This window comes from Bacillus sp. AFS015802, from assembly GCF_002561455.1.
Lineage (GTDB): Bacteria > Bacillota > Bacilli > Bacillales > Bacillaceae_B > Rossellomorea.
In genome coordinates this window covers 33,697-58,488 of sequence record NZ_NTUP01000015.1, presented here as the reverse complement: position 1 = coordinate 58,488, position 24,792 = coordinate 33,697, and the positions used below count along the sequence as shown (strand labels likewise).

Below are 24,792 nucleotides of genomic sequence, written 5' to 3'. Positions count from 1 at the left end.
TTGGTGACAATAGAGTGTATGTTGTTAATGATAGCTAAAGGAGCGGACTATATGAGCTTGTCTCCTTACCATCATTGGGGTCGGGCTCCTCACGATGATCGGATTCTATTAGAAAGGATGGTCATGATATGAAATCCCTTTTCTTAGTTATAATCGGTGCCCTTTTAGGATGGGGTATTACCGGCTTCTTTACGAACGGCTTTGAAACAGACTATTTATTCATTCTGATCATGGGAATCGTGATTGGATATAGTATCGGGAGGAGGAAGGAAAAAGAAGAATTTACAGAGTCCCTCTGATAATTTCTATTACACCTTAAGGAAAAAACATTTCAGCACTTTCTTTACAAAACTGAAAAAGAAAGTTAATTCTCATGAAGTCTATCTTACTTAAAAAATATGAGTTATTCTTATTTGATTTGGATGATACATTGTTCGATCATTCAAGTGCTTTTCAAAGGGGCATTGGTGATACCCTTCGTCAGTTCAACGAGTTGAAGGATCTCAATCAAGCGGAATTTTTGCTTGCATTCACAAAGCACAACCATCGCCTGTGGCCCAGGTTTTCATCTAACGAGTTGAATTTTCAGCAATTTTCAATTATGAGACTTGAGAACACCTTGGCGGATTTCAATATAGACCTTGCCCCTAAGGTTTCACTGCAATTTGTAAAAACCTTTCAAGCCTCCTATATTCAACAAATCAGACCTCAACAAGAAATAATCAAGTTCCTATTGGATTTATCGAATAAAGCACAGTTGGGGATTGTTACGAATGGAACGGTTTTTAATGCTTACAAAAAGGTAGAGCGTCTAGGATTGTCGAACATTTTCCCTGACTCATCTGTTATCGTTTCCGAAAGGATCGGTTTCTTTAAGCCCCATAAAGGATTATTTCAGCATGCCCTGGATGTTTTTAAAAGCGAGCCTATCACAACGCTTTTTATAGGGGACAACTATTTCACGGATATAACAGGGGCAAAATCCGTTGGAATGGACGCTTTATGGATCAATAAGCATGATTATGATTCACCGGATGAGATTCAACCGGATTATATAGTGAAACACGTGTTAGATATGGAGGAATTGATCATCGATGGAGAATGGAGGGAATCATGTGATAAGAACATCCGCGATTGAAGCAGCCAAGCTATTCATCCAGGAAAACTTCCCCACCTGTCAGGGTGCCCTTCTCGGAGGCAGCGTCGTAAGGGGGGAAGAGACTTCCACATCGGATCTTGATATCGTCGTCATTGAGGGACAGCTTCCCTCTGAATACCGGGAATCCTTCACCGCATACGGTTGGCCAATAGAAGTGTTCGTGCACAATTCGGTAACGCTCCGTCACTATTTCCAATCAGACTGCAAGCGGGCCAGACCTTCCTTACCAAGGATGGTTTCAGAAGGGATTCCCCTCGTTGACCACCCCATTATCCCCATACTAAAAAAAGAGGCGGACACACTGTTGAGGGACGGACCTCCGAAGTGGAACGCATCCACCATCAGAATGAAGCGATATTTCCTCACGGATGCTCTCGATGATTTCATCGGCTCAACGAATAGGGGAGAAAGCATCTTTATCGCAAACTCAATCGGAGAATCACTGCACGAATTTGTGCTTCGGACGAATGGTCATTGGATCGGTTCTTCGAAATGGATCGTCCGGGCATTACAAGAGTATGATCAGCACTTTGCAGGGAAATATGTAGATGCTTTCGAGCGATTCTATCGAAAGGATGATAAAAAGGCTGTAGTGAAGCTTGTTGAGTCTGTCCTGCAGCCACATGGTGGGAGATTATTTGAAGGTTTTTCAGTAGGCAAAGAGTGAAAAGCTGCCACCAAACTTCAAATCAAAGAGCCCTTCCAGTATTAGAAGGGCTCCTGTCTTATTTATCATTATACTAAAATTTGAAAATCATCATGATCGACGCTATTCACACCATCGTCAAAGACAAGTCGTGTAACGAACTTGTAAGAGACCGTATCACTGCTTGGCGGGAATGCGTCAGAAAGTCTGCACGAAAAGTGAATGGTGCGTTGTTCGTTTGCTTTCATCGTCGATGAGCTTAATATGGTATTTTGATGAAGAACAGAAGAGCGATCACGCTTTTCATCATACTGCAATAGGTCTGTCTCGATCCTCTTTAATTTCTGTTCCACACGGCCGCCGGTGAGTTCATATTCACCTTTGATGACATCCCCCGGACGAAACTCCTTCTTGTTTAATACCAAATCAATCTTTGTTGCTCCAATACCGAACCTGCACATCAGTTTACTAAACATAACAGCCATTCAACCTCTCATTCATCTAGTTACCAATTCTACGCAATAAGGAGAGCTTTGGTTTCATTTTCTTCGACTTTAATACGACTATATTCTAAAAGAAACCGGACTGTTTTGTCTACACTCCTTCTTCGACATTTTTCGCAATCCACTCAATATCGATCTAGCAGATGAGTTTTACTGGCAAACATCCCACCACCTACTCCCAGTGAAGTAAAATTAATGGAATTTGTTCCATATAGAGGTAGAAATATAGTCGAAATTTCTATAAAATAGGACTAGAACATTATCATATTTTGGTAAAATACGAGCTTAAAAGGGGTTATTCAAATTGAAGGAAAAGAAGAAAAAGAAAAAAACCCATGTCCCATTGAGAATGAATCTACTATTTATTTCGGTCTTTTTTCTATTTTCGCTTCTGATTCTTCGTCTTGGAATTGTGCAAATCGTGCAGGGAAACCATTATGAAGCAGAAGTCGCCAGAACCGAAAATGTAAAATCCCATAATGGAACACCTCCGAGAGGGAAAATCTATGACCGTTATCGAAATGTCATTGTCGACAATGTTCCACTGAATGCCATTACGTATACCAGAACCCAGACGACGAAACCTAAAGATATGCTGAAGGTTGCGGAGAAACTTTCTGGACTGATTGAAATGGATACAGATAAAATCACCGATCGAGATCGGCAGGATTTCTGGCTACTGACTCATCCCGATGAAGCTGAAAAGCTGGTTTCCAAGGAGGAAATAAAGAAGCTGGAAGATGACGAGGATCTTGCAGAGGATGATAGAAACAAGAAGATTTACGAAATGCAGCTTGAAAGGATCACTAAAAAGGACATTGAGTCATTTTCCAAACAGGAAGAGGAAGTACTGGCGATTTTCCGTGAATTCAACACGGGATATGCCCTCAGTCCACAGATCATCAAAAATAAAGATGTATCCATGGAAGAAATGGCCAGGGTGAGTGAACGATTATCGGAAATGCCAGGGGTCAATGTAACGACCGATTGGGAACGGAAGTATGTGAATGACAGTACCTTGCGAACGATCCTCGGGAGGGTAACCACTTCCCAGCAAGGACTGCCAAGCGAACTTGTGAAAGAGTATAAAGCTCAGGGGTATGCCTTGAATGACCGTGTTGGAAAAAGTTACTTTGAGTCACAATATGAAAATGTCCTTAAGGGACAAAAAGAAGAAATCGAATACATTACGAAAAATGGAAGTGTCCTTGATACACAGCTTGTTAGCGAAGGACATAGCGGTAAGGATGTCGTGTTGACCATCGACCTCCAACTCCAGAAAGAAATTGAGAAGATTGTTGAAGAAGAGCTTAGTAAACAAGCCTCAAAATATTGGGAATCCCCGTTTCTGGACCGTGCATTTGTTGTCATGATGGATCCGCACACAGGTGAGATCCTCTCCATGGTAGGAAAGAAGTATGGTAAGGATGAAAACGGAAAAACGGAATTACAGGATTATGCTTTAGGTACGTATACTTCTGAATATGGGGTGGGATCTGCTGTAAAGGGTGCTACTGTGTTGACGGGGTATATGACTGGGGCTTTGAATGTTGGGGATGTTTTGTATGATGAAGCTATCGCTATAAAAGGGACTCCCGTTAAAAGATCATGGTTTAACCTTTCGAGAGGGCCAATTTACTTAAATGATATAGATGCCCTGGAGATCTCCTCAAACGCGTACATGTTCAAAACAGCAATTAAAATTGCGGGAGGAGTTTATAGAAAGGGAGAACCAATCGATATGGATCCAAAGGCGTTTGATACCATGCGAAATTACTATAGTCAGTTCGGCCTTGGCGTAAAGACTGGTATAGATCTGCCTGGTGAAGTAGAAGGGTTAAAGGGGGAAAAAAGAGAACCAGGTATGTTAATGGACTTCGCTATTGGGCAATACGACTTATATACACCGATGCAACTTGTGCAGTATGCATCTACAATCGCCAACGGAGGTTTCAGGATGGAGCCCCATTTAATGAAAGAAGTGAGGGAACCAAGTCAAGAGAGGGATAAAGTAGGGTCATTAATTTATGAAAATGATGCTAAAGTATTAAATCGGATCGATGCAACGGAAAGACAAATTCAGCAAGTGCAGAGAGGATTCTATAAGGTCGCACATGGGAGCCAAGGTACTGCCAATAATTTTAGAAACGCACCATATGATGCAGCAGCTAAATCCGGTACTGCCGAAGCATTTTACTACAGTCCTGAAGAAAAGAGACAGTATGATACTTACAACACTACACTAATAGGCTATGCACCATACGACAACCCAGAAGTGGCTTTCTCAGTGGTGTTACCTTATTCACATCAAAATAAAGACCCATACGTAAACAAAACCATCGCTAAAAGAGCCATGGACAAATACTTCGAACTAAAAAAGCAATACGAAAAAGAGGGATACTATAACTCTTCAACGGAAGAAAAAGTGCGTAATGCCGACCAATTGGAAAATACAGAAGATCAGGAAACAGCAGAAGAATAAATGAAACGCAGCCTTTTTAAATAAAGGGCTGCGTTTTTTTGTTGAATAATAGAATGTTAGGTTCTATGGAGCTCCGTTTCAGAATAATTTGAATGGCACCTTCAAATACCTGTTCAATGGACGGTTCATACCTGATGTCCGGTGTTCCTGATGGTTGGGACTATTTTCCTTACTTCTGTATTAAAGATTGACAATGAGAATCATTTTCAATTNNAATTGAAAATGATTCTCATTAATAGGAGGAATACACACGATGAGCAGAGTTTATAGTTACCATTCATTACCCAAAGAGTCCACAAATGTTGAGGATTTAGTCAAAGAAAAAGGGCAGCTTTCACAAAGACGCATCCTACATAAATTAATACAAGCCATTATTCGGGAAGAACTTATTGAATATACGCATGGAATGACTGGGGATAAGAAAAAATTCATTTACATAACTCCGGTTGAAAATTCTAAGATCACCATCCCTATTGAAAATACCTATATGTTGGGCCACCTGGATATAGGAGGACCCATCACCATTACAAAAGGGAATACGACCTTACCAATCGAAACCCCTACACAGTTTATGAAGGAGTTATTAGAGGGACGGACATCCCGATCACATCAATTCCAACTCTTCATAAAAGAACTTGAGAACAGTGTAGAAAATGATTCCTTGGCTTTAACTGCAGAAACCTTAAGAAAGGACCATTACACAGGAGAAGGGACATTTGAATACTTGCACAATCGATCTCTTGAGCCTTCATTCAGCCCATTGGCCTTCTTGGAACAATCCGTCATTGAAGGTCACACCCTACACCCCTGTTCGAAGACAAGGCTTGGTTTATCCAGGGAGGAAGTCATATCGTACGCTCCCGAATGGGGAAGGGAGGTTTCCATCATCCCCCTGGCCATCCATAAAAGCATTTCGGTCTTCACGAAAATCGCCGGCGGACCCTCCATGACAGACATCCTGTTGAATGAATACCCGGAGGTGGCAACAGCCATGAAGCAACAATTCACCCTATTAAGGAGGAACATCGAGGAGTACGAAATCATCCCTGTCCATCCTTGGCAGTTCGATCATACGGTGAAGCAATATTATCAGGAAGAAATGAAACAGCAATTGCTGATTCCGGTCGATGCAGTCATTCCATACCGTCCACTCATTTCATTCCGCTCCCTGGCACCGGATTCTCGAAAGCATCATCATTTGAAGACGGCGTTAAATGTCCAAATGACCAGTGCCAAGAGAATCGTTTCACCGACATCCGTCTGGAACGGTCCAGTCATCTCGGAAATATTGAATGACATCTGGGATCATGACAAAGAGATCAACAAAAGAATCTATTTTTTATCAGAATGTGGTGGGGGACATTATTTTTCTCAACGAAAAAATGCAAGCATCCATCTGGAGAAAAACTTATCCGCGTTGGTGAGGGAAAACCCTGAAATGAAACTGATCAGAGGTGAAATTGCAGTTCCCGGAGCCGCTCTTATAAATGTCTCACCCATTTCCGGAAAGCTTCTCGCAAAAGAATTGATCGAAGACTGGTCTACACATAAAGGGATTTCCATCGAAACCGCGGCAGTCGATTTTATCCAACAGTACGCAAATACGCTCGTTCCCGGGCTCATTGCTTTAATCGTGAAATATGGAATCAGTCTGGAAGCCCATCTTCAAAACGCACTCATTGTTTTTGAGCAGGGCAGTCCACGAAAGTTACTGATTCGGGACAACGGAGGCATCCGGATATTGGAGAAACGCCTCCCTGCCTTTGTGGAAAGAGGGAGGATCTGCAACGAAACGAATATTCTCACTTCAGAACCGGTTGATCTATATCATATGTTCTCACACGCAGTCCTTCATAATCATTTAGGAGAAATCATTGTGAGAGTAACAAAAGAATTCGGACTTCAGGAGGCCCTCCTTTGGAGACAGGTTTCAAATGTTGTTGGAGGCACGATCGAAAGATTGGAAAGTGAAAAGCCCCACAAAAGGGATGTGTCCCATTTTGAACAATTCGTTTTCGGTCGATCAACTTATTTAAAGTCCCTGATCAACATGAGATTATCTGATTCTTTCACGGAAAATGTATATGTTTCAGCACCCAATCCATTAACAGCGGGGAAAGGAGAATAGCCATGAGACTTAATACGAACCATCCATTGACAGAAGGGCAGCTGCTGGATGATGAAGTGAAATGCCTGGGCTATTTGAGTGAAAATCACCCCCCTATGATTCCATTTTATAAAGAGAATATCGAAAGGGGGCGACAGACCATATTGAATAAACTAGCTGCCTCCCTTCTAAGAGAAGACGTGAACTCTCTGTATTCCGATTCAGTTCAATTGAAGAAAATCGGTTCAGTCTATGTCACAAGCTTATTGAAAGTATACAAACAATGGGAACCGCTCCTCCATCAGCTTCAAACCGTGGAGTTGAATGAGGGGATTTCTTACAGAATGAAATCCTTCGGTGAGTATATGATTCTTTTTCCAATAAAAGATGAACTTGCCTTTCAGCGGGTCACTATTGAAGGAAATCTATTGTGTATTACCCATGACTCTCATCGGAAAATAAAGACTGCCGGCGAGCTGATCTCCCTTTTAGGACTTGAAGAAAAAGGAAAGGGATTGATGAAAGAACTTGAAAATGGTACGGCTAATCAATCACTAAGTTATGCCGCACATTATCACTGGACGAAAAAGATAAAGGAAAGCGCAGGTAAAATTCCTTACCGATCCACCTTTGATTACATTAAACACAGGAAGGAAGAAGAACCGATGTGGAGTTCCCTCACCTTTTTTGAACAGCTGTGCGTAGAGGGGCACCATCTGCATCCCGGGTCTAAAACCAAAACCGGCATGAATGCTGAGGAGGTGGCCAGGTATTCACCTGAATTCCGACAAAACTTTGAGATTTGCTTTGTGGCTGTCCGGAAAGAATGGGTGGAGAAAACCGAATCAGAACCAACATTGATAGAAAAAACATTTAAAGAAATCATACCGGCCTACCATGAGTTCATGAAAAATAACGGAAAGGACCCAGAAGAATACCAGATTTTGCCTATTCACGAATGGCAATACAAGCATACGCTATATCCCATTTATTCTACTGAAATAAAAAAAGGGATCATCCTACCGGTTGAATCGGTTTCTGTCGGGTGTTGTGCTACTTCTTCTTTTCGAACGGTTCTGCCAGATGGCTATTCAAGAAGATTCGTGAAACTGGCCGTCAACAGTCAAATGACATCCACGGTGAGATCGATTTCCAGTCAAACCGCTTTAAACAGCACTGTTTTTACAAAAATGGTGGATGAAGTGCTAAGACAAGAACCAAAGTTAGCGCAATTTCTTCCCATGAATGAAGTTGCAGGATACTCGTTCATTTCAAACCATGATGAACAAAGAAGAAATCTGACGGTGGTCATAAGAGACAATCCGGAAGACGAGCTGGAAGAGGATGAGTTGATGATTACCGGAAGCAGTCTTTATGCAGCATCCCCTTTTTCGGAACAAACGATCCTTGCTGAGCTTCTTGATGAATATTGTGCTTATAACAAACTGACCCGGCAAAGAGGAGCCCAATCTTTCTTTAAAGACTATTTATCTATCACGTTACCAGGCTTCCTCACCCTTTTAACCAAGTATGGAATTGCACTGGAAGGACATCTGCAGAATAGTGTCCCTGTCTTCAAAAATGGGCAACCGGTACGATTTTACTTCAGGGATTGGGGGGGAGCGAGAATATACAGGAATCGACTAGAGGAGCAGCATCTGTTTCCGACCTTTTATCCAGGGAGTATCACCATGACCGAAACGAAAGAAGAGATGTACTCCAAAGCGCATTATACGGTGTTCCAGAGTCATTTCGGGGAAATCATCCGTCTTCTCGTTGAAGCTTCGGGAGTGTATGAAGGAGTATTCTGGACATTGGTCCGGGAGGCTTGCGAAGAGACATTCACTTGCCTATATCCGGACGTACCGATAAACGTGGAAGAAGATCGACGGTTTTTATATCAGAAAAAAGTGAAGCATAAAGCGTTGACCAAAATGAGGATGAGTCCTTCTGATGGTTATCTATATCATTATGTTGAAAATCCACTCGGAACTGAAGCTGAAAGGACGTGAATATTGAATCAGCACAACAGAAGCTTGCACTGACGTCACGCCCTTTCCGTCGATTCTTATATGGAAGTTTCTTCGTACGCACTGCGGATTGGATGGATTTGACCATCCTAAACTGGGTTGTGTACGAATGGACCGGTTCAGGTGTGGCATTGGGGATGGTGAACGCGTGCAGACTTCTTCCTGTTTTTCTATTTTCCGTATCAGCAGGATTGGTGGCCGACAACTATAATAGACGCCAGTCCCTTCTCATTCTTTATGGTGGAATGTTGTTATCCACCATTTCTGTCGGGATCATTATCGGCCAACAAGCATCGTTTCTCTTGTTATTAATGGCCATAACCATACGCTCGGTCTTTATGAGCTATGAAGTACCGATCCGGAACGCATGGTTATCCGATATTGTACCGGGAAGGATGCTTGGTAGTGCGATAACCCTTCAAACCACTTCTATCAATGTTGCGAGAATGATAGGTCCTGCGTTGGCAGGTGTCCTTCTTGGATATTTTCCTGCCGGCGGAATCATACTCGGGGTCTCGCTTGGAATACTGATCGTCCTATTTTCGTTAATGACTATTTCCGGCCATCAACAGAAGATACAGGAAAGGGGACAATGGGAGAAGAAGTCGTTTCATGAGACCATCCAATACTTGAAGGGGCAACCGGTATTACTCGCCCTCCTGTTTGTGGCCATTGCTCCGATGATTTTCGGTTTCCCCTATACGACCATGCTTCCCATTTTTTCAAAAGAGCTGATGGGGCTTGGTCCGGCGGGCTTTGGGTTCCTGCTGTCTGTCTCTTCCTTAGGTGCGATCGGTGCCACTGGACTCCTCACATTCCAGCAGCCGGTGCTGGGAGGCAGATGGCTCATTATCTCCTCCCTTGCCTTTGGGACAAGCCTGATCTTCTTTACATTAATGAGCCGATTTTATTGGGCGGCGATCGGACTCATGTTCATCGTGGGTTTCACCAGTCAATATTACCGGACAATGAGCAGGGTCCTCCTTCAATTGAAAGTAGCCGATGAATTTCGGGGCAGGGTATTGGCCATTGCCCTCATGGACCGCGGCTATATTCCCCTCGGGGCCATTTTAATTGGATGGGTGGCCAGTTCATTCAATGCTTTCACAGCCGGACTTTTAATGGGGATCGGAACCATCCTCTTTACCATCGTCGTCGTAAGGAGTAATCGAAGTTTATGGAAGGAGTAATCTATGATTTCTAAAAACGTCAGCTCGTATCTTCCTTCTCTTATAAAAAAGAGAGGAGCAGACCCGATATGTGCTTATCTCTATGATATAAAGCACCTAAAAAATCATGCCCGGCAACTGAGAGAGTCATTGCCTTCTTACTGTTCAATGTTTTATGCGGTCAAAGCAAATCCCGATAAGAACATCATCCTGGCATTGGAAGGATGCGTGGATGGATTCGATACCGCTTCAGAAGGAGAGCTCGTCAAGGTTATGGATCTCACCGGCAAGCCCATTATCTTTGGGGCACCAGCCAAAAAAGATAGGGAACTGAAGTATCTATCCAAGGGAAAACTTCATGCGATGAATATTGAAAGCGAAAGGGACCTGCATCGATTGAACCGCTTAGGGTCTGTAACGGGGGAAAAGTTGCCAGTCCTCATTCGCGTAAACAGTACCTATCAGGTCGAAAGAAGCTCTCATAAAATGACCGGGGTTCCGACACAATTTGGAATAGAAGAAGAACGTATTCCCTCTCTATTAAATGGACTATCAGGTTATCCCTATCTTGAAGTGAGAGGCTTCCACTTTCATGCCATGAGTAATAATCTCAATGCCCGTGATCACCTGGATTTCATACAATTCTGCAGGGAGAAAGTAATGGACTGGAAGACTCTCTTTTCACTCCCTGCCATCAGTATATTAAATGCAGGCGGAGGCATTGGATTAAACTATGGGGAGCGGGAACAGCCGTTTGAATGGGAAACGTTCACTAAAGGGTTGCACGAGATGGAAGCTTTATTTCAACAGAATGGAATCCAGCTGATATTGGAGCTCGGCCGTTATATGGTAGGTGGCAGCGGATACTATGTGGCAGAAGTGATGGACATTAAGGAAAACCACGGTGAGCACTTTGCCTTGATAAGAGGCGGATCCCATCACTTACGGCTGCCCGCAGCCTGGAAAATGACTCATCCCCATACCATTTACCCCGTGGATGAATGGTATGATGAACCATTGCCGAGACCAGAGGTAAGAGGAGAATATGTTACAGTCGCCGGTGAGCTATGCACCCCTAATGACCTGCTGATCCGAAAGAGTTATGTAGAAAAATTGAGAGCAGGGGACTTGGTCGTCTTCTCAATGGCAGGAGCATATGGATGGACCATCTCCCATCATGATTTCCTGTCACATCCTCAACCAGAATTTCATTACCTGTAAAAGGTGCGGACAGGAGAGATTTTAGAAAAATGAAACTTTTCCACCTTTTCATACGTATATATAGAAAAGGACTGTTCAAGGAAGGGAGTGAAGAGTATGTTATGGTGGATTATTGGCATTGCCGTTGGATTCGGAATAGTGAGTGCACTTCTTCGTCGTAAATTCTCCCAAAATACGTTTGAAGCAGGAAATCGTAACGAAAGACAACTTCAGGAAGAAGAGCGCGTGAAAGCGAGCAGCTGGTTTACAGGCGGACAATGATTGGAAATGTCAGGGGAAGCTCCCTGGCATTATTTTTTTGATGTTCATGACCCATTGATCGAATGAATGGAGAAAAAAACCATGGAACACCCTTTTTTCATGGTAAAATAAGTTAAAACCATTTACGTTCGATCACTGAAAACGTTAAGGGTCAATTCTTATGTGGCATGCGAAAGGGGTGAAGGAGACCGTGGTCCAATCAGAACAGGATATTTTGAAGCTGGTGAAAGAAGATCCCTGGATGATGAAAATCCTTGAGACTGCACAAACTTTACACCTGCCAGACTGGTGGATTTGTGCAGGGTTTGTAAGGACAAAGGTATGGGATACTCTGCATGGGTTTTCAAATAAAACGGATCTGCCGGATATTGATGTAGTGTATTTCGATCGATCGAATATAGACGAACGCATTGAAAAGCAACTTGAAGCAAAATTGCAGGATCGGGCACCGAGTGAACCTTGGTCTGTGAAAAACCAGGCTAGGATGCATATAAAAAATGGAGAAGCACCGTATAGCTCCACGATTGATGCTGTATCCCGTTTCCCTGAAACGGCTACCTCCATTGCATTGACGTTAAACGGGAAAAATGAGCTTATTTTAGCAGCGCCCTGGGGAATACAAGACTTACTTTCTCTCCAAATTAAACCGACTCCCTATTTTAAAGAAAAAGAAGCATTAGCTTCCATTTATGAAAAAAGGCTGCATGAAAAAGAGTGGGATAAAAAATGGCCAAAAGTGAAAATTCAAGGTGTACCCAGGGATTTCGCTGAAGGTGAAGCATGATGGGTTTTTATTTTACGAATGGGGTTCTGATGCAGAAGATTATCAAGTACGAGTTACTATTCATCTTCATTTTTACTGTACTCGTTCTTTTCGGAGGGGTGACCTTCGGGATACTGTTCTTCGCTGGTGTTGCGCAAACCCTCATACTGATTTTCCTTTTACATATCGCTTATAAGAATACGGGAGATACCCGTTTTCAAACAGCCCGTCGAAGCATTGGGGTGCTGTTCCTCCTTTTTATTGTTTCGTTTGGTATTGTTGAAGGCCTGCTTCTGAAAACGGCCGTTCAATCCCATCATATCAGGGAGGAAGCTCCCGATGCGGTCATCATACTCGGAGCCGGTTTAAAAGGCCATGAGCTTTCCAACACCTTAAGGGAGAGACTCGAAAAGGGAAGAGAGCTGCTTACTGTCAATGAAAACGTCCCTGTTGTCGTTTCCGGTGGACAAGGTCCTGGAGAGGCTATCCCAGAAGCAGATGCAATGGGGGCTTACCTAAAAACGCATGGCATCAGGGAAGATCGAATCTACTATGATAAAACGTCCACCACTACATATGAAAACCTTCGGAATGCAGAAGCCATTCTGAGACATGAGGGACTACACAACAAGAAAGTAATCATCGTTACTAGCGATTACCATATCTTACGCGCCGAAAAAATCAGCGAAGAACTGGGGCTTGACTGCACTGGCCTTGGCAGTGAATCCCCCTTACTCATCACCGCAAACTACATCATACGAGAATACTTCGCCGTGGTGAACATGATGCTGAATTGAGGGACTGAATTGAGGGACGGACCTCAAATTCGTATCCCATCTCAAGGGGAAACCCTTGAGATGATGCGTTTTTCATCTTTAAACAAAGCATTTTCTTGAGGTCCGTCCCTCAAAGTAGGAAGGAGAAAGGTATGTCGATTAAGTATTGGTCACAAATTGGAATGGGGTTGGTTGTACTGGGATTTGCGTCTTTGGTCTCTTGGTATGAAGGGAGTACTTTGTTGGATAAGTCTTCGGAATGGAGGTATTCGGCTCCGTTCAGTGACATGATTCATGGCAGTGTTCAAACTACACATGATATTGTAGCTCTCGATTTCTTTGTATATGCTGCCAAGTTTTCGCCAATCTATCCGGGGATGATGATTATCAGCGCCAGTTATCTTGCAGTGCTGATCGGTTATCGAGTAATGAAGCCATCAAGTTTCCGGATTTCACTTGTCCTCCTTGGAATGATTGAACTTGCTTTAGGTTTCGCCATCTCCCCTTCATCTACTTCAGGAGGGAACACTTTATTTTTGCTATTCCTTTTGACCGGACTAATTATGATATTACTTGCGAGTGTCCTTCACTTATTACCCTTTGTACGAATGAAAAGCCATTGGGATGCTAAATAAGGGGACGGACCTCAATTTGTGACCCTATTTTAGGGGGAAACCCTTGATACTAAGCGTTTTCACTTATAAAACATAGTATATTTTGAGGTCCGTCCCTAAACCGTAACGTTTAACTGTACGGTTTAGTAGAAATAAAGTATACTACTCTAGAGGTGATCACTTGGGAAGTTGTATCGAATAGGCGAGTTATCGAGGCTAAGTGAAGTGTCCAAGCGGACGATTGATTATTATACAAAAATGGGTTTATTAAAATGTGACCGGTCAAAGAATAATTACCGGTACTATCATGAAGAGACATTAGCAGATTTGAAGCTGATCGAACAGTGTCAGCAGATGAATATGACGCTGAATGAAATTAAGGATCGAATGATTCTTTTGAAATCCAAGCAGGTGGATCAATCCGTACTTGAGAAGCAAGTGAAGCATATACGGAATGAAATGAAGCATTTGCATAATGAATTGCATGAGGTCCTGCATGCATTGGATACTTTGGGGGATGAGGAACGCAGACGCATGTTGAAACAGGTGTCCCCACAAGCGTTGGCCTTATTCCAAACATTAATGGTTTTTTCTGGGTAATCCCGCATAAATAGATAAACAACTACAGGAGAGTGACTTTTTTTTGGACGATATACCACTGAATTCATTAGTATTATTAGGAGCATTAATTCTTTTATCTGCCTTTTTTTCATCGGCGGAAACGGCTTACTCCAGCGTAAACAAGATCAGGCTTAAGAATTTCGTAAGTGAAGGAAGAAGAGGGAGCATCAAAGCCCATTATATTGCTGAAAATTTTGATAAAGCACTGTCTACGATATTAGTCGGAAACAACATCGTAAACATCGCCGCAGCCAGTATTTCAGCAAAGCTTGCGACGGATATTTTTGGAGGCAACACGGGACTTGTCATCAGTACGTTTGTCATGACACTGTTAATTCTGATTTTCGGAGAGATCCTTCCGAAGTCATTGGCAAAAGAGAACGCTGAAACCTATTCCCTGACTATAGCCGGCGTGCTGTTCTTCCTGATCAAGGTCCTTACACCGATTAACTTCTTTTTTATCAAACTAAAAGAGTTAGTCTCGAAGTTCTTCTCGAAAAACCCCGAGATGCCGTCTGTCACAGAGGAAGAGTTAAAAGTGATGCTTGATATTAGTGAAGAAGAAGGAGTCATTGATAGAGAAGAAAGGGAGTTGATCCACCGCTCCATGGACTTTGATGACATCCTTGCAACCGAGGTCCTGACGCCCCGGATCGATGTAATGGCCGTTGAAGTGAATCAACCGATCGAAGAAATCAAAGAGATGTTCTTTGAAGAACGTTTTTCACGGATACCTGTTTATGAAGATCATATCGATAACGTCATCGGTATCCTTTCAGAGAAAGAATTTTTTACTCACTTGATCAAGTTCGGTGAAGTGAACATCCGGGAATTGATCCGAGAACCGATGTTTGTATTTGAATCAGCCAAGATTTCCACCCTGCTTACCAAGCTTCAAAAGAACAACGTGCATATGGCCATTGTAGTGGATGAGTTTGGCGGCACGACGGGAATCATCACCCTTGAAGATATCCTTGAAGAAATCGTAGGGGAAATCTGGGATGAACAGGACGAAAAAACCCATTCCATGAGAAAAATCAGTGACAAAGAGTATCGATTCGATTCCCAATATCAATTGGATGAATTTACAGAGCTGCTTGATGTACCAGAGCCGGAAAGTTCCTACCATACAATAGGAGGATGGGTCGTCGAAAGCTTCGAAGACCTTCCATCAGAGGGTGACAGCTTCGACTATGAAAACCTTAAAGTGAGTGTGGAAGAAGTGGATAACCGCCGGGTACGCACGATTAAAGTTGAAATCCTGGAAGAAACAACCGAAGACATGGTTTAACACAAATGCAAAAACAGGCAGCGATGCCTGTTTTTTTATTATAAGCAGCAGTATTCAATCACCAGAGGGACGGACCTCGCTATATCATGCTATTTCAGCAAGGAATGCAGACACTATGCGGATTCTTATTACTTTTTAAAGAATTATTAGAGGTCCGTCCCTCGGAAGAAGAATAACGAAAAAAGGGACCCCGGTGTTAACCGGAAGTCCCTTTTTCGTTATTCTTCGTCACTCTTATCTTTATTAAACCAAAGCGGCTCATCGTTATCCACTTCGCCATTATAATTAATAAGCAGTTCTTCGCCAGCTTGAATGTCTGTATAGGCATAAAAGTCGAAGGTATGATTATCAAAATTGATTTCGTAAACCGTATTTGGTGTATATGAATGGTTAAACAGCATTCCATATCCTAATAGAAGTGCAGTATGATTGATTCCATATTCAAATACATAATCCGCGAGGAATGTTTTCTCGATATGTTCATGTTCCTCATTCGGGTAGGGGATGACCGGCGCTTCATGAACCAGCTCTCCTTTAGCTATATCTCTTTTTGCAAAAACTCCACGATTAAGGTCACCGTCGCTAAGAGACGATATTTTCACTTCGATCATTATGCCACCTGCTTTCTAAATCCTTGACTTAGTAAGCTTGACACGAACGTGACAGAAAAGCAACACCAAATCTTTTACAACCTGTAAAAAGTGAACCTCACAGTTTAAAAGAGATTACTGAAAAACCCCTGGATGCTGCGTGAACTCCGTACCAGCCAGCTCGCTTTTTTCACGGATTCTGCAGCATACACATCCACCCTGTAAGGGGCTGCTTTCTTGTCAAAGATATATTCTTCTTCCTCCTGAGTATCAATGATCAATTCCCCGATTTTCTCACCTTTTTCAATCGGAGCCTGAAGGGAACCGTCTTCGTTTACTTTCGTTTCGTCCATTTTCAAGCTGGTTTTCACTTTGTCTTCTTCCTGCTTCATTAAACGGATAGAGACCGGCTTGTCCAGCTTAATGGTCACTTCCTGCTCCTTACCATCAGGAACCGGTAACGTATGCTCCTTGTTCTTCTCGATGTTATCTAAACTGAAGCTTACGCTCTCAAATTCATCGAATCCGTAATCGAGAAGTTCCCTCGTTTGAATAAATCGTTCTGCACTGCTCGGTTGTCCGTACTCATCCTTCGCATCTAAAATGACCGATATATAACGGACACCGTTTCGCTTCGCCGTTCCGGTAAAAGTGGAGCCTGCAAAGGGGGTGGTTCCCGTTTTCAGTCCATCTGCCCCTTTGTAATGATAAGACTTTCCTTTTAAAAGTCCATTCGTATTTTTCATGACCAGCTCTTCACTGGTTCCAGGTCTGAATACCTTGGAAGAGAGACTGGATGTTTCCAGGACTTCAGGGAAATCATGGATGAGATAATAGGCAAGGGTGGCCATATCTTCAGCTGATACCACATTCTCGTCATTCACATCTGTACCTTCTGGATACATGCCGAGCATATCATAATTACTGAGACCTGAAGAATTGACAAATTTATAATGTTCGAAGCCAAGTTCCTTTGCTTTGGCGTTCATCATCTTGACAAATTTCCCTTCAGAACCCGCCACTACCTCTGAAAGAGCGATGGCTGCACCGTTGCCGGACTTAATGACCATGGCATCATACAATTCCCTTACCGTATACTCTTCATCTGCTCTCAACGGGACATTGCTAAGTCCGGGAGCATTTGCTAATTGGTACACTTTATCGCTTACTTTATACGTTTGATCCCATTTGATCTTTCCTTCATCAATTGCTTCTAACACCAGGTATTCCGTCATCATTTTCGTCATGCTGGCAATACCGAGGGCCTTGTCTTCATTTTCACTATAAACAATTTTTCCTGTATCTGCTTCTACTAGTATGGCAGCATCTGCATTGATTTCTAATGTAGATTTCCCATGCGCCGTCTGCTGAAAGGGCGTCATGGCCATAAATGATATCATCAAAACCGACAGGCTTTGCTTCACCGTTTTCTTCTTCAAATCAGAACCTCCAAAAATCCAATTTTACACAACCACATCATTTTACCACACAAACCTCATACACACCCCAAATCACACTAACCGTTTCAAATCGTTCATATAATTGTAAAAAAATGTGGTGCTGAGGGACGGACCTTCAAGGTCAATTCCAGGTTTACCATAACTATTCTTATAGAGGTCCGTCCCTCTAATGATGGAAAAAAATTCTTGTACGGAGTCTATCATTCTGGTAAAATCATGTAAATTAACCGTTGGGAGGGGATAGGGATGATTACATATCCATTGCTTAAGGGAAATTCTACTGTGGGCTTGACCGCACCTTCCTCTGGTGTGCCTCATGAGCTGCACGATTTACTGAAAAAAGCGATAGCTAAAATGGAAGAAAAGGGATACGTCATAGAGTGTGGTGAAACCGTTTGGAAGCAGCACAAGGCTAAGTCTGCTCCTGCAAAGGAGAGAGCAGACGAATTAAATAGAATGCTCCAGGACGAATCAATTTCACTCATCGCTCCACCATGGGGAGGAGAGCTCCTCATAGAAGTTCTCGAGTTAATCGATTATGAACAGATCAAGCCCAAATGGGTGCTTGGTTATTCCGATATTAGTGCCCTTTTACTTGCCATCACTTTAAAGACAGGGATGGCCACTGCACATGGGACAAACCTCATTGATTTAAGGGGAGAGGAGACGGATCCAACGACAAAACAATGGGAAAAAGTCCTTTCGACAGATAAAGGTTCTTCGGTCACACAATATTCCTCCCGGAAGCATCAAAAACAATGGGACCACTTACATCCTTCACCAAGTGTATTTCACTTAACGGAGTCCACTGTCTGGAAGACCATTGGAGACAGGGAGGTTGAAATGAAAGGTCGATTCCTCGGGGGCTGCATCGATGTGATCAGAAATCTTATCGGCACTCCATACGGTGATGTGGCTTCTTTCAGAAAGAAACATATCGTCGGGGAACCTATCATTTGGTATCTTGAAAACTGTGAGATCAATACGGCAGATTTACGCCGTACACTTGTACAAATGAAACTTGCAGGGTGGTTAGATCATTCTTCAGGGCTACTATTCGGGAGAAGTGCCGTCAATACTCCGGTTGATGACTATTGGGCAGAAGATGTCTATCATGAACTGGAAGAAGAATTGCAAATCCCGGTAGTATATGATGTCGACTGCGGACATCAGCCGCCTCAGATCACCTTCATCAATGGAGCCTACGGAGAAGTAGAAGTCCAAAATGGAAAAGGTAAAGTAATTCAAACGTTTCGATAGACTTTCTGCCTGCTCACTCTTAAAGGGAGGGACGGACCTTCGGTGAGCAGCAGCAGTTTACCATAATTGCACAAATGAAGGTCCGTCCCTTTTCACACAGGAGGTTTTGAGTATGAAAGCAAACATCATGACGATTCGGGGGAAAGGTCTTCATGTGGAGACATACGGTTCTGCGAAGGACCCGGCTTTATTATATCTACACGGTGGACCAGGGGAGAGCTGCTACGATTTCTCTTTTCATCAGCGTGAACGGCTGGGGGAAAATCTATTTCTTGTTCTCATCGACCAGCGCGGTGTCTGCCGGTCTGAAGCCATTCAGGAAAATGAATCCTTTGGTTTTCAGGATCTCATAGAAGACTGTGAAGCCCTAAGAAGAGAGTTAGGGATTGATCAATGGTCTGTCCTTGGGCATTCCTTTGGAGGTTTTCTTGCCCTTGCTTATGCTTCACAGTACCCGGACTCCATCGAAAAAGTCATCTTTGAATGCCCGACTTTCGATTTTACCCTGACTTCGAAGGGACTGCTCAGGAAGACGGCTTATCTGTTCGGAAAGTATGATCAGCCTGATCTACAAGAAAAAGCTTTGAATTTGGTGGAAGGAGATCTATCTCCTAGGGATTTTACAGAAATCTATATGAAGTTAAGCGATGAGCTTGGAGAATATCGGATGGAAATCTATACGCATAATTTTGATAACCCTACAGACTACTATGCCACTTATACTGATGAAGAGTGGGACTCTTTTTACGACCGCTCGGATTATCACTACCAACTTCTTCGTGATGAAGGGGTCATTTTTTCCAATATGTTAGACAGGATAAAAACGATTGAAACCCCTATGCTTCTCTTAACAGGGGAGTATGACCCAGTCACATGTGAAGAGCATATTAACACATTTAATCGGGATGCCCAAAAAGGGAAGAGGGTTCATTTCAAAAAAAGTGGTCATACCCCGCATTACGAGGAAGCAGACCGCTTCACAGAAGTAGTGATGAATTTCCTGAAAATCAATCGTCTTTCTACACAAAGATAAGGAGGAACAAACATGTTTACATATAAATTACATGATGAATTGGAATTAAGGTTACTTGATCTACAGGATGCCGAACGGATTTATGAACTGACAGATGGGTCCCGTTCCTATTTACGCGAATGGCTTCCGTGGGTGGATTATTCTAAAACCCTTGAGGATACAGAGGAGTTCATTAAAGGCACCCGCCAAGGTTTTGCCAATCAAAAGAGTTTGACGGCAGCCATCGTTTATCAAAAGGAAGTCGTGGGCGTAGCAGGTTTCAATGCGCTTGATTGGTCCAACAAGGTGGCATACATCGGTTATTGGCTTGGGGAAGGCTATCAAGGGAAAGGCATCATGACGACCGTTGCAAGTGGTTTGACGGATTACGCCTTCGATTATTATAAAATGAATAAAGTTGAAATAACGGCAGCTGAGTTCAATCATCGGAGCAGGGCTATCCCTGAGAGACTGGGTTATGTTGAGGAAGGAAAGCTGAGACAAAGAGAATGGATTTATGATCACTTTGTGGATCATATTGTATATGGAATGCTTGCAAAAGAGTGGAAAAAAGCGTGAACCCAAGTGTTGCCCGAGGGACAAAGGAACTGATTTCCTGGGTTGAGGAGATTAAAGATAAAAACGAGAGCTCTGCTGCAGCACTTTATATTCTTAAGGATGGAGAAGTAGTGGTAGACCATTACAGCGGAAGGCACTCCCACGAAATAAATGCACGGCAGGTTCAAGCTGATTCTCAATTCAATGTGGCTTCCGCCAGAAAGAGCTATTTAGGGCTCGCTGTTTCCTATGCATTATATGACAAACACATCGAAAGCCTTGACGACCCCATTACTGCATATATGTCCGAATGGGACTCACCGTTGGGAAAAGAAATGACCATCAGGCACTTGGTAACCCATTCCCACGGACTTGATGTAGATACAGAAGGGAACTGCTTTCGAGAATTCAAGGCAGGTACAAACTGGGTTTATCGCAACATCGGAGTGGAGATCATGACCGAATTGATTCATAAACTTTACGGGAAAGGCTTTCCACAGCTTTTAGAGGAACGGGTGTTTTCACCGGCTGGTTTGAAAGAAACGGGCTGGCGGACAGAAGAAGACCAAAACCTTGTTCATATCATTGAAGCAAGAACCACTCCTGCTCTTACCGGATTGGGGACCAACAATGATGGAAAAGAAAAAAACCTTTTCGTTTCTCCCCGCGAATTTGCTCTATGGGGACAACTGCATCTTCAAATGGGGAGGATGAACGGGGAACAGGTGGTTCCTCGAGAGGTGATCGAGATTTCCACCTCGATACAGAATGGGGCTTACGCTGACCCGTCCCTGCCAGATAACGGCCTTTTCTGGTATGTACAAGGAGCTCCCAGGTCGAAAAGTGAAATCGGGGAACGAGTGCCCCGTGCCGCTTATCAAATAATCGGTGTCACAGGTCCAACGCTTCTTGTCATTCCATCTTTAAACGTTGTTGTGGCAAAGATGTATAATAAGCGCTATAACTATGGCGGGAAGAACTACCTTCATTACTTAAGAGAGTTCAGTAACAAGGTATCGGATGTATTTACTCCTGGTAGCTAAAGCCAAAATCTCATTTGGGAATGAATTTCCATATCCAAGGGTACACTATGACCTATAAATTGTACCGGATTATGGGGGGATCCCATGTTTCATATTGTCGTTATTTTATTGGTCGTTCTTAGTTCCTTGAAATGGGGATCCTGGAGCAGGTGGAGGGAATTCCTTCCCACCGTCTACTACTTTAGTTTCTTCAATATGTTTTATCAGTATATCAGCTATACGGTGAAGGCTGTGTGGGAACTGGATGGTTTTTTTGTCAATATGTTTGTGACAGATACTCTATATACCATGGTGGCTTACCCTTGCCTCGTTATTCTGTTCCTAAGCCATTATCCTGGAGAATGGAGAATCAAGGTCATCTATTATTTGAAATATGTCGGGGTTGCAACATTGACGGAATGGGCTGCGGGGAAAACCGATTCCATTGAATATTTTGAAGGTTGGAATCTATGGTGGACGGTATTTTTTTATTGTATTATGTTCCCGATGCTGCGCCTCCATTTTTTAAATCCTCTAAAAGCCTTGATTGGGTCAGTATTTGTTGTGGCCTTCCTTCTACTCTGCTTCGATTATCATGTATTGTGAAAAACGGTGATCCTCCTGTATGAGAATCACCGTTTTTTTTATCACCATTCCTATTATAAAAACAAAACCATCAATTCTTCATCATAATATTCCCCATCATATTTCAATGCTCTTTTTTCTGTCCCATATGGTTTGAATCCACACGAATGGTAAAGACCCTTTGCTGTTTCATTGGTTGTCACGACTGTGATCATCAGTTGTTCAATGCCTTCCGTTTTCTTCGCCTGGTTGATGGCAGCTTCAATCAATCGTCTTGCAAACCCTTTTCCCCGGTGGGATGGAGAAACATACATTGCATAAATGGATGCTTTATGCTTCATCTTTAACCCTTCTTCCCGTACCATCGTAACAGCCCCCACCAAATGTTTCTCCCAAAAGCAGCCAAATGTGAAGTTTCCCTCGCTTACAAGTCTTTCTTTAGTCATTTCAATTGGATTCTGACGCTTGACTGCCTCTTCATAGCTGCTGCCAAAGTTTAAGGGACTCTGTTTCAGCATTTCAAGCCTGAGGTTCCAATACTCTTCGGCATGTTTTTCATTAAGTAATGCGATTTCCATTATATTCTGACCTTCTTTCCTTTACGTGATATGATAAGAGAAACACTATTTTTTCGTCCATTCAACAATGTTCGACACTTTTGAAAATAAACCTTTAAATTTTACTGAGTATTGGAGATGCTAGAATGGAAAAATGCCTGGGCTGCCGGCTTGCAAATCAAGAAGAGAAAGTATACATCATATATGAAAACGATCACGTCACTTGTTTATTGGATCATGTTCCCCATCATGCAGGTCATACCTTGATCCTCCCCAAGAAGCATAGAGTGGAAGTGATGGAAATGGATACCGAGGAAAGCCTTTCCGTCATGAAGGCTTCTCAACTGGTTGCACGCACCATTTACGAATTATATGAACCTGATGGAGTGACGATCTGTCAAAATGGAGGAGTCTATAGTGAGTTGTCACATTATCACATGCATGTCATTCCAAGGAGTGAAGAAGCAGATCGATTCGGTGAATTATTTTATGGAAATGCCGAAGTAGAAGAACCGTCTGAGACATTGGAAGAAACACATATAAACATGAAGACATATATCAATAGATTATTGGAACAGGAGAATTTGGAATGACCCTACATAAAGAATTTCAGGAAAAAGTAAAACAATACGCAGAGCTGGCTATTAAGGTCGGGGTGAATGTTCAAGAAGATCAACCGCTCTGGATATCGGCACCACTTGGAACAGAGGACTTTGTACGAATGGTGGTGAAGGAAGCCTATCTTGCCGGTGCGAGAAATGTACATGTTCAATGGTTTGATGAGGAAATCATGAGAACACATTATGAATTGGCACCGTACGATGTATTCTATGAATACCCTAGCTGGCTTGCGGCTGCGCATGAATGGGTCGTGGACCTTAAAGGAGCATTCCTGCAAATAGAAGCCAATGACCCTGACCTCCTGAAAGGGATCGACCCTGACCGGATCCTAAATTATGAGAAAGCAAGCGGGGATGCACTTGATCGTTTCTATGAGGCGATTGAAAAGGATGAAATCAGCTGGTCGATCGTCGCCATCCCATCTCAAAAATGGGCCGACAAAGTATTTCCTGAGCTTCCGGAATCAGACAGAGTCCCAAGCCTTTGGGAGCGGATCTTCACATCTGTCCGCATCGATCAGCCAGATCCCATTACCGCGTGGAAATCACATATCCAGAACCTGACAGATAAAGCCGCCCAACTCAACTCGCTTAAACTGGAGAGCCTTCACTACACTTCAAGAGGGACGGACCTTTCAATTGAGCTGCACGAAGATCATATATGGCTTACGGGTGCCAGTAAAAACCCGCAGGGAACCCATTTCATTGCCAATATGCCGACTGAAGAGGTATATACCGTGCCTGTAAGAACAGGAGTGAATGGGATCGTTTCAAGCACCAAGCCTCTTGCCTACAATGGAAATGTCATAGACGACTTCTCCCTCACATTTGTTGATGGAGAAATTACGGAAGTCTCCGCAAAAGAAGGGGAAGAAATCCTCAAGAAGTTAATTCTTACCGATGAAGGGGCTGCCTACCTGGGCGAGGTGGCGCTCGTTCCTCATCGATCACCTATTTCAGACTCAGGGGTCCTATTCTTTAATACCTTGTTTGATGAGAATGCATCGAATCATTTAGCGATTGGTTCCTCTTATCCGACTTGCATAAAAGACGGAAACATCTTATCCGACGAGGAACGCGAAGAGAAAGGGCTCAATGAAAGTGTTGTACATGAAGACTTCATGATCGGATCGGCAACGATGAATATCGACGGCGTGTGCAGGGATGGAAGAAAGATTGCTATTTTCCGTAATGGAAATTGGGCTATCTGATGGTATAGTTCGTCTTATATTAGAAACAAAAGAGATAATAAGATCTCCAGGAGAGTCGCTGAATGTGGGAACGAAACGCACTTCATTTGAGTGCGTTTTTTTCGTTCGTGAATAAACATGAAGAAATTAAGCGAAATCCATGAAGAAAAAGGAATGAACAAGTTGACAAATTATACCTTTTATCATAATAATAAGAATATACGTGAACAAAGAAGCCATACATCACACGGAAACATGTATAAACTTGCAAATAAATGATAACGAGGGGGAAGAA

25 protein-coding genes are annotated in these 24,792 nt (G+C 42.9%); 21 read left to right on the top strand and 4 right to left on the bottom strand.

Going from position 1 to position 24,792, the window contains the following annotated elements:
* Positions 1-128 precede the first annotated feature (128 nt).
* The 3 genes from CN378_RS11815 to CN378_RS11805 all read left to right on the top strand — a co-directional run bounded on the left by CN378_RS11815 (position 129) and on the right by CN378_RS11805 (position 1,826).
* Positions 129-299, top strand: coding sequence for a tRNA U-34 5-methylaminomethyl-2-thiouridine biosynthesis protein (locus CN378_RS11815; RefSeq protein ID WP_098352143.1), 171 nt, complete (start codon positions 129-131; stop codon positions 297-299).
* Between the two features lie 74 nt (positions 300-373).
* A complete protein-coding gene (locus CN378_RS11810) occupies positions 374-1,138 on the top strand; it encodes an HAD family hydrolase (protein ID WP_098352141.1) in 765 nt (254 codons plus the stop codon).
* Entirely contained in the window at positions 1,095-1,826 is a 732-nt protein-coding gene (locus tag CN378_RS11805) for a nucleotidyltransferase domain-containing protein (RefSeq protein ID WP_098352139.1), read from the top strand. Before CN378_RS11810 ends, CN378_RS11805 begins: the two co-directional genes overlap by 44 nt.
* Positions 1,827-1,894: 68 nt before the next feature.
* On the opposite strand, the gene CN378_RS11800 is transcribed toward CN378_RS11805, so the two are convergent.
* Positions 1,895-2,281 carry a sporulation protein gene (locus tag CN378_RS11800; RefSeq protein WP_179884891.1) on the bottom strand — a complete coding sequence of 129 codons (387 nt, stop codon included), beginning with the start codon at positions 2,279-2,281 and terminating at the stop codon, positions 1,895-1,897.
* 376 nt (positions 2,282-2,657) lie between these two features.
* On the opposite strand from CN378_RS11800, the gene CN378_RS11795 reads away from it, so the two are divergent.
* The 11 genes from CN378_RS11795 (at position 2,658) to CN378_RS11750 (ending at position 15,643) form a co-directional block, all read left to right on the top strand.
* Positions 2,658-4,790: a peptidoglycan D,D-transpeptidase FtsI family protein gene (locus tag CN378_RS11795; protein WP_098352340.1), complete on the top strand. Its 2,133-nt coding sequence runs from the start codon at positions 2,658-2,660 to the stop codon at positions 4,788-4,790.
* Between the two features lie 253 nt (positions 4,791-5,043).
* On the top strand, positions 5,044-6,918 hold the full coding sequence (locus CN378_RS11790) for an IucA/IucC family protein (RefSeq protein ID WP_098352136.1): 1,875 nt from the start codon (positions 5,044-5,046) through the stop codon (positions 6,916-6,918).
* A gap of 2 nt (positions 6,919-6,920) precedes the next feature.
* Positions 6,921-8,909, top strand: coding sequence for an IucA/IucC family protein (locus tag CN378_RS11785; RefSeq protein WP_098352134.1), 1,989 nt, complete (start codon positions 6,921-6,923; stop codon positions 8,907-8,909).
* On the top strand, positions 8,906-10,117 hold the full coding sequence (locus CN378_RS11780; protein WP_098352132.1) for an MFS transporter: 1,212 nt from the start codon (positions 8,906-8,908) through the stop codon (positions 10,115-10,117). Before CN378_RS11785 ends, CN378_RS11780 begins: the two co-directional genes overlap by 4 nt.
* A gap of 3 nt (positions 10,118-10,120) precedes the next feature.
* On the top strand, positions 10,121-11,317 hold the full coding sequence (locus CN378_RS11775; protein WP_098352130.1) for a type III PLP-dependent enzyme: 1,197 nt from the start codon (positions 10,121-10,123) through the stop codon (positions 11,315-11,317).
* Positions 11,318-11,413: 96 nt separating this feature from the next.
* Positions 11,414-11,578 carry a hypothetical protein gene (locus CN378_RS22610; protein ID WP_179884890.1) on the top strand — a complete coding sequence of 55 codons (165 nt, stop codon included), beginning with the start codon at positions 11,414-11,416 and terminating at the stop codon, positions 11,576-11,578.
* Between the two features lie 160 nt (positions 11,579-11,738).
* Entirely contained in the window at positions 11,739-12,362 is a 624-nt protein-coding gene (locus CN378_RS11770; RefSeq protein WP_098352128.1) for a nucleotidyltransferase family protein, read from the top strand.
* Between the two features lie 29 nt (positions 12,363-12,391).
* On the top strand, positions 12,392-13,138 hold the full coding sequence (locus CN378_RS11765) for a YdcF family protein (protein WP_179884889.1): 747 nt from the start codon (positions 12,392-12,394) through the stop codon (positions 13,136-13,138).
* Between the two features lie 131 nt (positions 13,139-13,269).
* Positions 13,270-13,752: a YjdJ family protein gene (locus tag CN378_RS11760; RefSeq protein WP_098352124.1), complete on the top strand. Its 483-nt coding sequence runs from the start codon at positions 13,270-13,272 to the stop codon at positions 13,750-13,752.
* 168 nt (positions 13,753-13,920) lie between these two features.
* Positions 13,921-14,331 (top strand): MerR family transcriptional regulator, encoded by a 411-nt coding sequence (locus tag CN378_RS11755; RefSeq protein WP_098352122.1) that lies wholly within the window; start codon positions 13,921-13,923, stop codon positions 14,329-14,331.
* A gap of 43 nt (positions 14,332-14,374) precedes the next feature.
* Entirely contained in the window at positions 14,375-15,643 is a 1,269-nt protein-coding gene (locus CN378_RS11750; RefSeq protein WP_098352120.1) for a hemolysin family protein, read from the top strand.
* 218 nt (positions 15,644-15,861) lie between these two features.
* Here the strand turns inward: CN378_RS11750 and CN378_RS11745 are convergent, their stop codons facing one another.
* Together CN378_RS11745 and CN378_RS11740 are read right to left on the bottom strand one after the other, a co-directional pair.
* Complete coding sequence (locus CN378_RS11745; RefSeq protein ID WP_098352119.1) at positions 15,862-16,254, bottom strand: SET domain-containing protein; 393 nt, start codon at positions 16,252-16,254, stop codon at positions 15,862-15,864.
* Positions 16,255-16,358: 104 nt separating this feature from the next.
* Positions 16,359-17,672: a D-alanyl-D-alanine carboxypeptidase family protein gene (locus CN378_RS11740; protein ID WP_257141115.1), complete on the bottom strand. Its 1,314-nt coding sequence runs from the start codon at positions 17,670-17,672 to the stop codon at positions 16,359-16,361.
* Positions 17,673-17,939: 267 nt separating this feature from the next.
* Between CN378_RS11740 and CN378_RS11735 the strand changes: the two genes are divergently transcribed.
* The 5 genes from CN378_RS11735 (at position 17,940) to CN378_RS11715 (ending at position 22,151) form a co-directional block, all read left to right on the top strand.
* A complete protein-coding gene (locus tag CN378_RS11735; protein ID WP_098352117.1) occupies positions 17,940-18,953 on the top strand; it encodes a S66 family peptidase in 1,014 nt (337 codons plus the stop codon).
* A gap of 112 nt (positions 18,954-19,065) precedes the next feature.
* Positions 19,066-19,986: an alpha/beta fold hydrolase gene (locus CN378_RS11730; protein ID WP_257141114.1), complete on the top strand. Its 921-nt coding sequence runs from the start codon at positions 19,066-19,068 to the stop codon at positions 19,984-19,986.
* A gap of 12 nt (positions 19,987-19,998) precedes the next feature.
* Positions 19,999-20,544 (top strand): GNAT family N-acetyltransferase, encoded by a 546-nt coding sequence (locus CN378_RS11725; RefSeq protein ID WP_098352115.1) that lies wholly within the window; start codon positions 19,999-20,001, stop codon positions 20,542-20,544.
* Positions 20,541-21,566: a serine hydrolase domain-containing protein gene (locus CN378_RS11720; protein ID WP_257141113.1), complete on the top strand. Its 1,026-nt coding sequence runs from the start codon at positions 20,541-20,543 to the stop codon at positions 21,564-21,566. The genes CN378_RS11725 and CN378_RS11720 overlap by 4 nt, the downstream gene beginning before the upstream one ends.
* Before the next feature lie 84 nt (positions 21,567-21,650).
* On the top strand, positions 21,651-22,151 hold the full coding sequence (locus CN378_RS11715) for a CBO0543 family protein (protein WP_098352114.1): 501 nt from the start codon (positions 21,651-21,653) through the stop codon (positions 22,149-22,151).
* A gap of 53 nt (positions 22,152-22,204) precedes the next feature.
* Here CN378_RS11715 and CN378_RS11710 read toward each other — a convergent pair whose 3' ends face one another.
* A complete protein-coding gene (locus tag CN378_RS11710; protein WP_098352113.1) occupies positions 22,205-22,708 on the bottom strand; it encodes a GNAT family N-acetyltransferase in 504 nt (167 codons plus the stop codon).
* Between the two features lie 125 nt (positions 22,709-22,833).
* Between CN378_RS11710 and CN378_RS11705 the strand changes: the two genes are divergently transcribed.
* On the top strand, positions 22,834-23,280 hold the full coding sequence (locus CN378_RS11705) for an HIT family protein (protein ID WP_098352112.1): 447 nt from the start codon (positions 22,834-22,836) through the stop codon (positions 23,278-23,280).
* A complete protein-coding gene (locus CN378_RS11700) occupies positions 23,277-24,518 on the top strand; it encodes an aminopeptidase (protein WP_098352111.1) in 1,242 nt (413 codons plus the stop codon). The genes CN378_RS11705 and CN378_RS11700 overlap by 4 nt, the downstream gene beginning before the upstream one ends.
* Positions 24,519-24,792: the final 274 nt, after the last annotated feature.

Coding starts and splice junctions, on each gene's coding strand:
- CN378_RS11725 (WP_098352115.1), top strand. CDS start 19,999: ATGTTTACATATAAATTACATGATGAATTGGAATTAAGGTTACTTGAT.
- CN378_RS11710 (WP_098352113.1), bottom strand. CDS start 22,708: ATGGAAATCGCATTACTTAATGAAAAACATGCCGAAGAGTATTGGAAC.
- CN378_RS11760 (WP_098352124.1), top strand. CDS start 13,270: ATGTCGATTAAGTATTGGTCACAAATTGGAATGGGGTTGGTTGTACTG.
- CN378_RS11730 (WP_257141114.1), top strand. CDS start 19,066: ATGAAAGCAAACATCATGACGATTCGGGGGAAAGGTCTTCATGTGGAG.
- CN378_RS11805 (WP_098352139.1), top strand. CDS start 1,095: ATGGAGAATGGAGGGAATCATGTGATAAGAACATCCGCGATTGAAGCA.
- CN378_RS11715 (WP_098352114.1), top strand. CDS start 21,651: ATGTTTCATATTGTCGTTATTTTATTGGTCGTTCTTAGTTCCTTGAAA.
- CN378_RS11790 (WP_098352136.1), top strand. CDS start 5,044: ATGAGCAGAGTTTATAGTTACCATTCATTACCCAAAGAGTCCACAAAT.
- CN378_RS11795 (WP_098352340.1), top strand. CDS start 2,658: ATGAATCTACTATTTATTTCGGTCTTTTTTCTATTTTCGCTTCTGATT.
- CN378_RS11735 (WP_098352117.1), top strand. CDS start 17,940: ATGATTACATATCCATTGCTTAAGGGAAATTCTACTGTGGGCTTGACC.
- CN378_RS11700 (WP_098352111.1), top strand. CDS start 23,277: ATGACCCTACATAAAGAATTTCAGGAAAAAGTAAAACAATACGCAGAG.
- CN378_RS11815 (WP_098352143.1), top strand. CDS start 129: ATGAAATCCCTTTTCTTAGTTATAATCGGTGCCCTTTTAGGATGGGGT.
- CN378_RS11810 (WP_098352141.1), top strand. CDS start 374: ATGAAGTCTATCTTACTTAAAAAATATGAGTTATTCTTATTTGATTTG.
- CN378_RS11770 (WP_098352128.1), top strand. CDS start 11,739: ATGTGGCATGCGAAAGGGGTGAAGGAGACCGTGGTCCAATCAGAACAG.
- CN378_RS11775 (WP_098352130.1), top strand. CDS start 10,121: ATGATTTCTAAAAACGTCAGCTCGTATCTTCCTTCTCTTATAAAAAAG.
- CN378_RS22610 (WP_179884890.1), top strand. CDS start 11,414: ATGTTATGGTGGATTATTGGCATTGCCGTTGGATTCGGAATAGTGAGT.
- CN378_RS11705 (WP_098352112.1), top strand. CDS start 22,834: ATGGAAAAATGCCTGGGCTGCCGGCTTGCAAATCAAGAAGAGAAAGTA.
- CN378_RS11745 (WP_098352119.1), bottom strand. CDS start 16,254: ATGATCGAAGTGAAAATATCGTCTCTTAGCGACGGTGACCTTAATCGT.
- CN378_RS11785 (WP_098352134.1), top strand. CDS start 6,921: ATGAGACTTAATACGAACCATCCATTGACAGAAGGGCAGCTGCTGGAT.
- CN378_RS11800 (WP_179884891.1), bottom strand. CDS start 2,281: ATGTTTAGTAAACTGATGTGCAGGTTCGGTATTGGAGCAACAAAGATT.
- CN378_RS11765 (WP_179884889.1), top strand. CDS start 12,392: ATGCAGAAGATTATCAAGTACGAGTTACTATTCATCTTCATTTTTACT.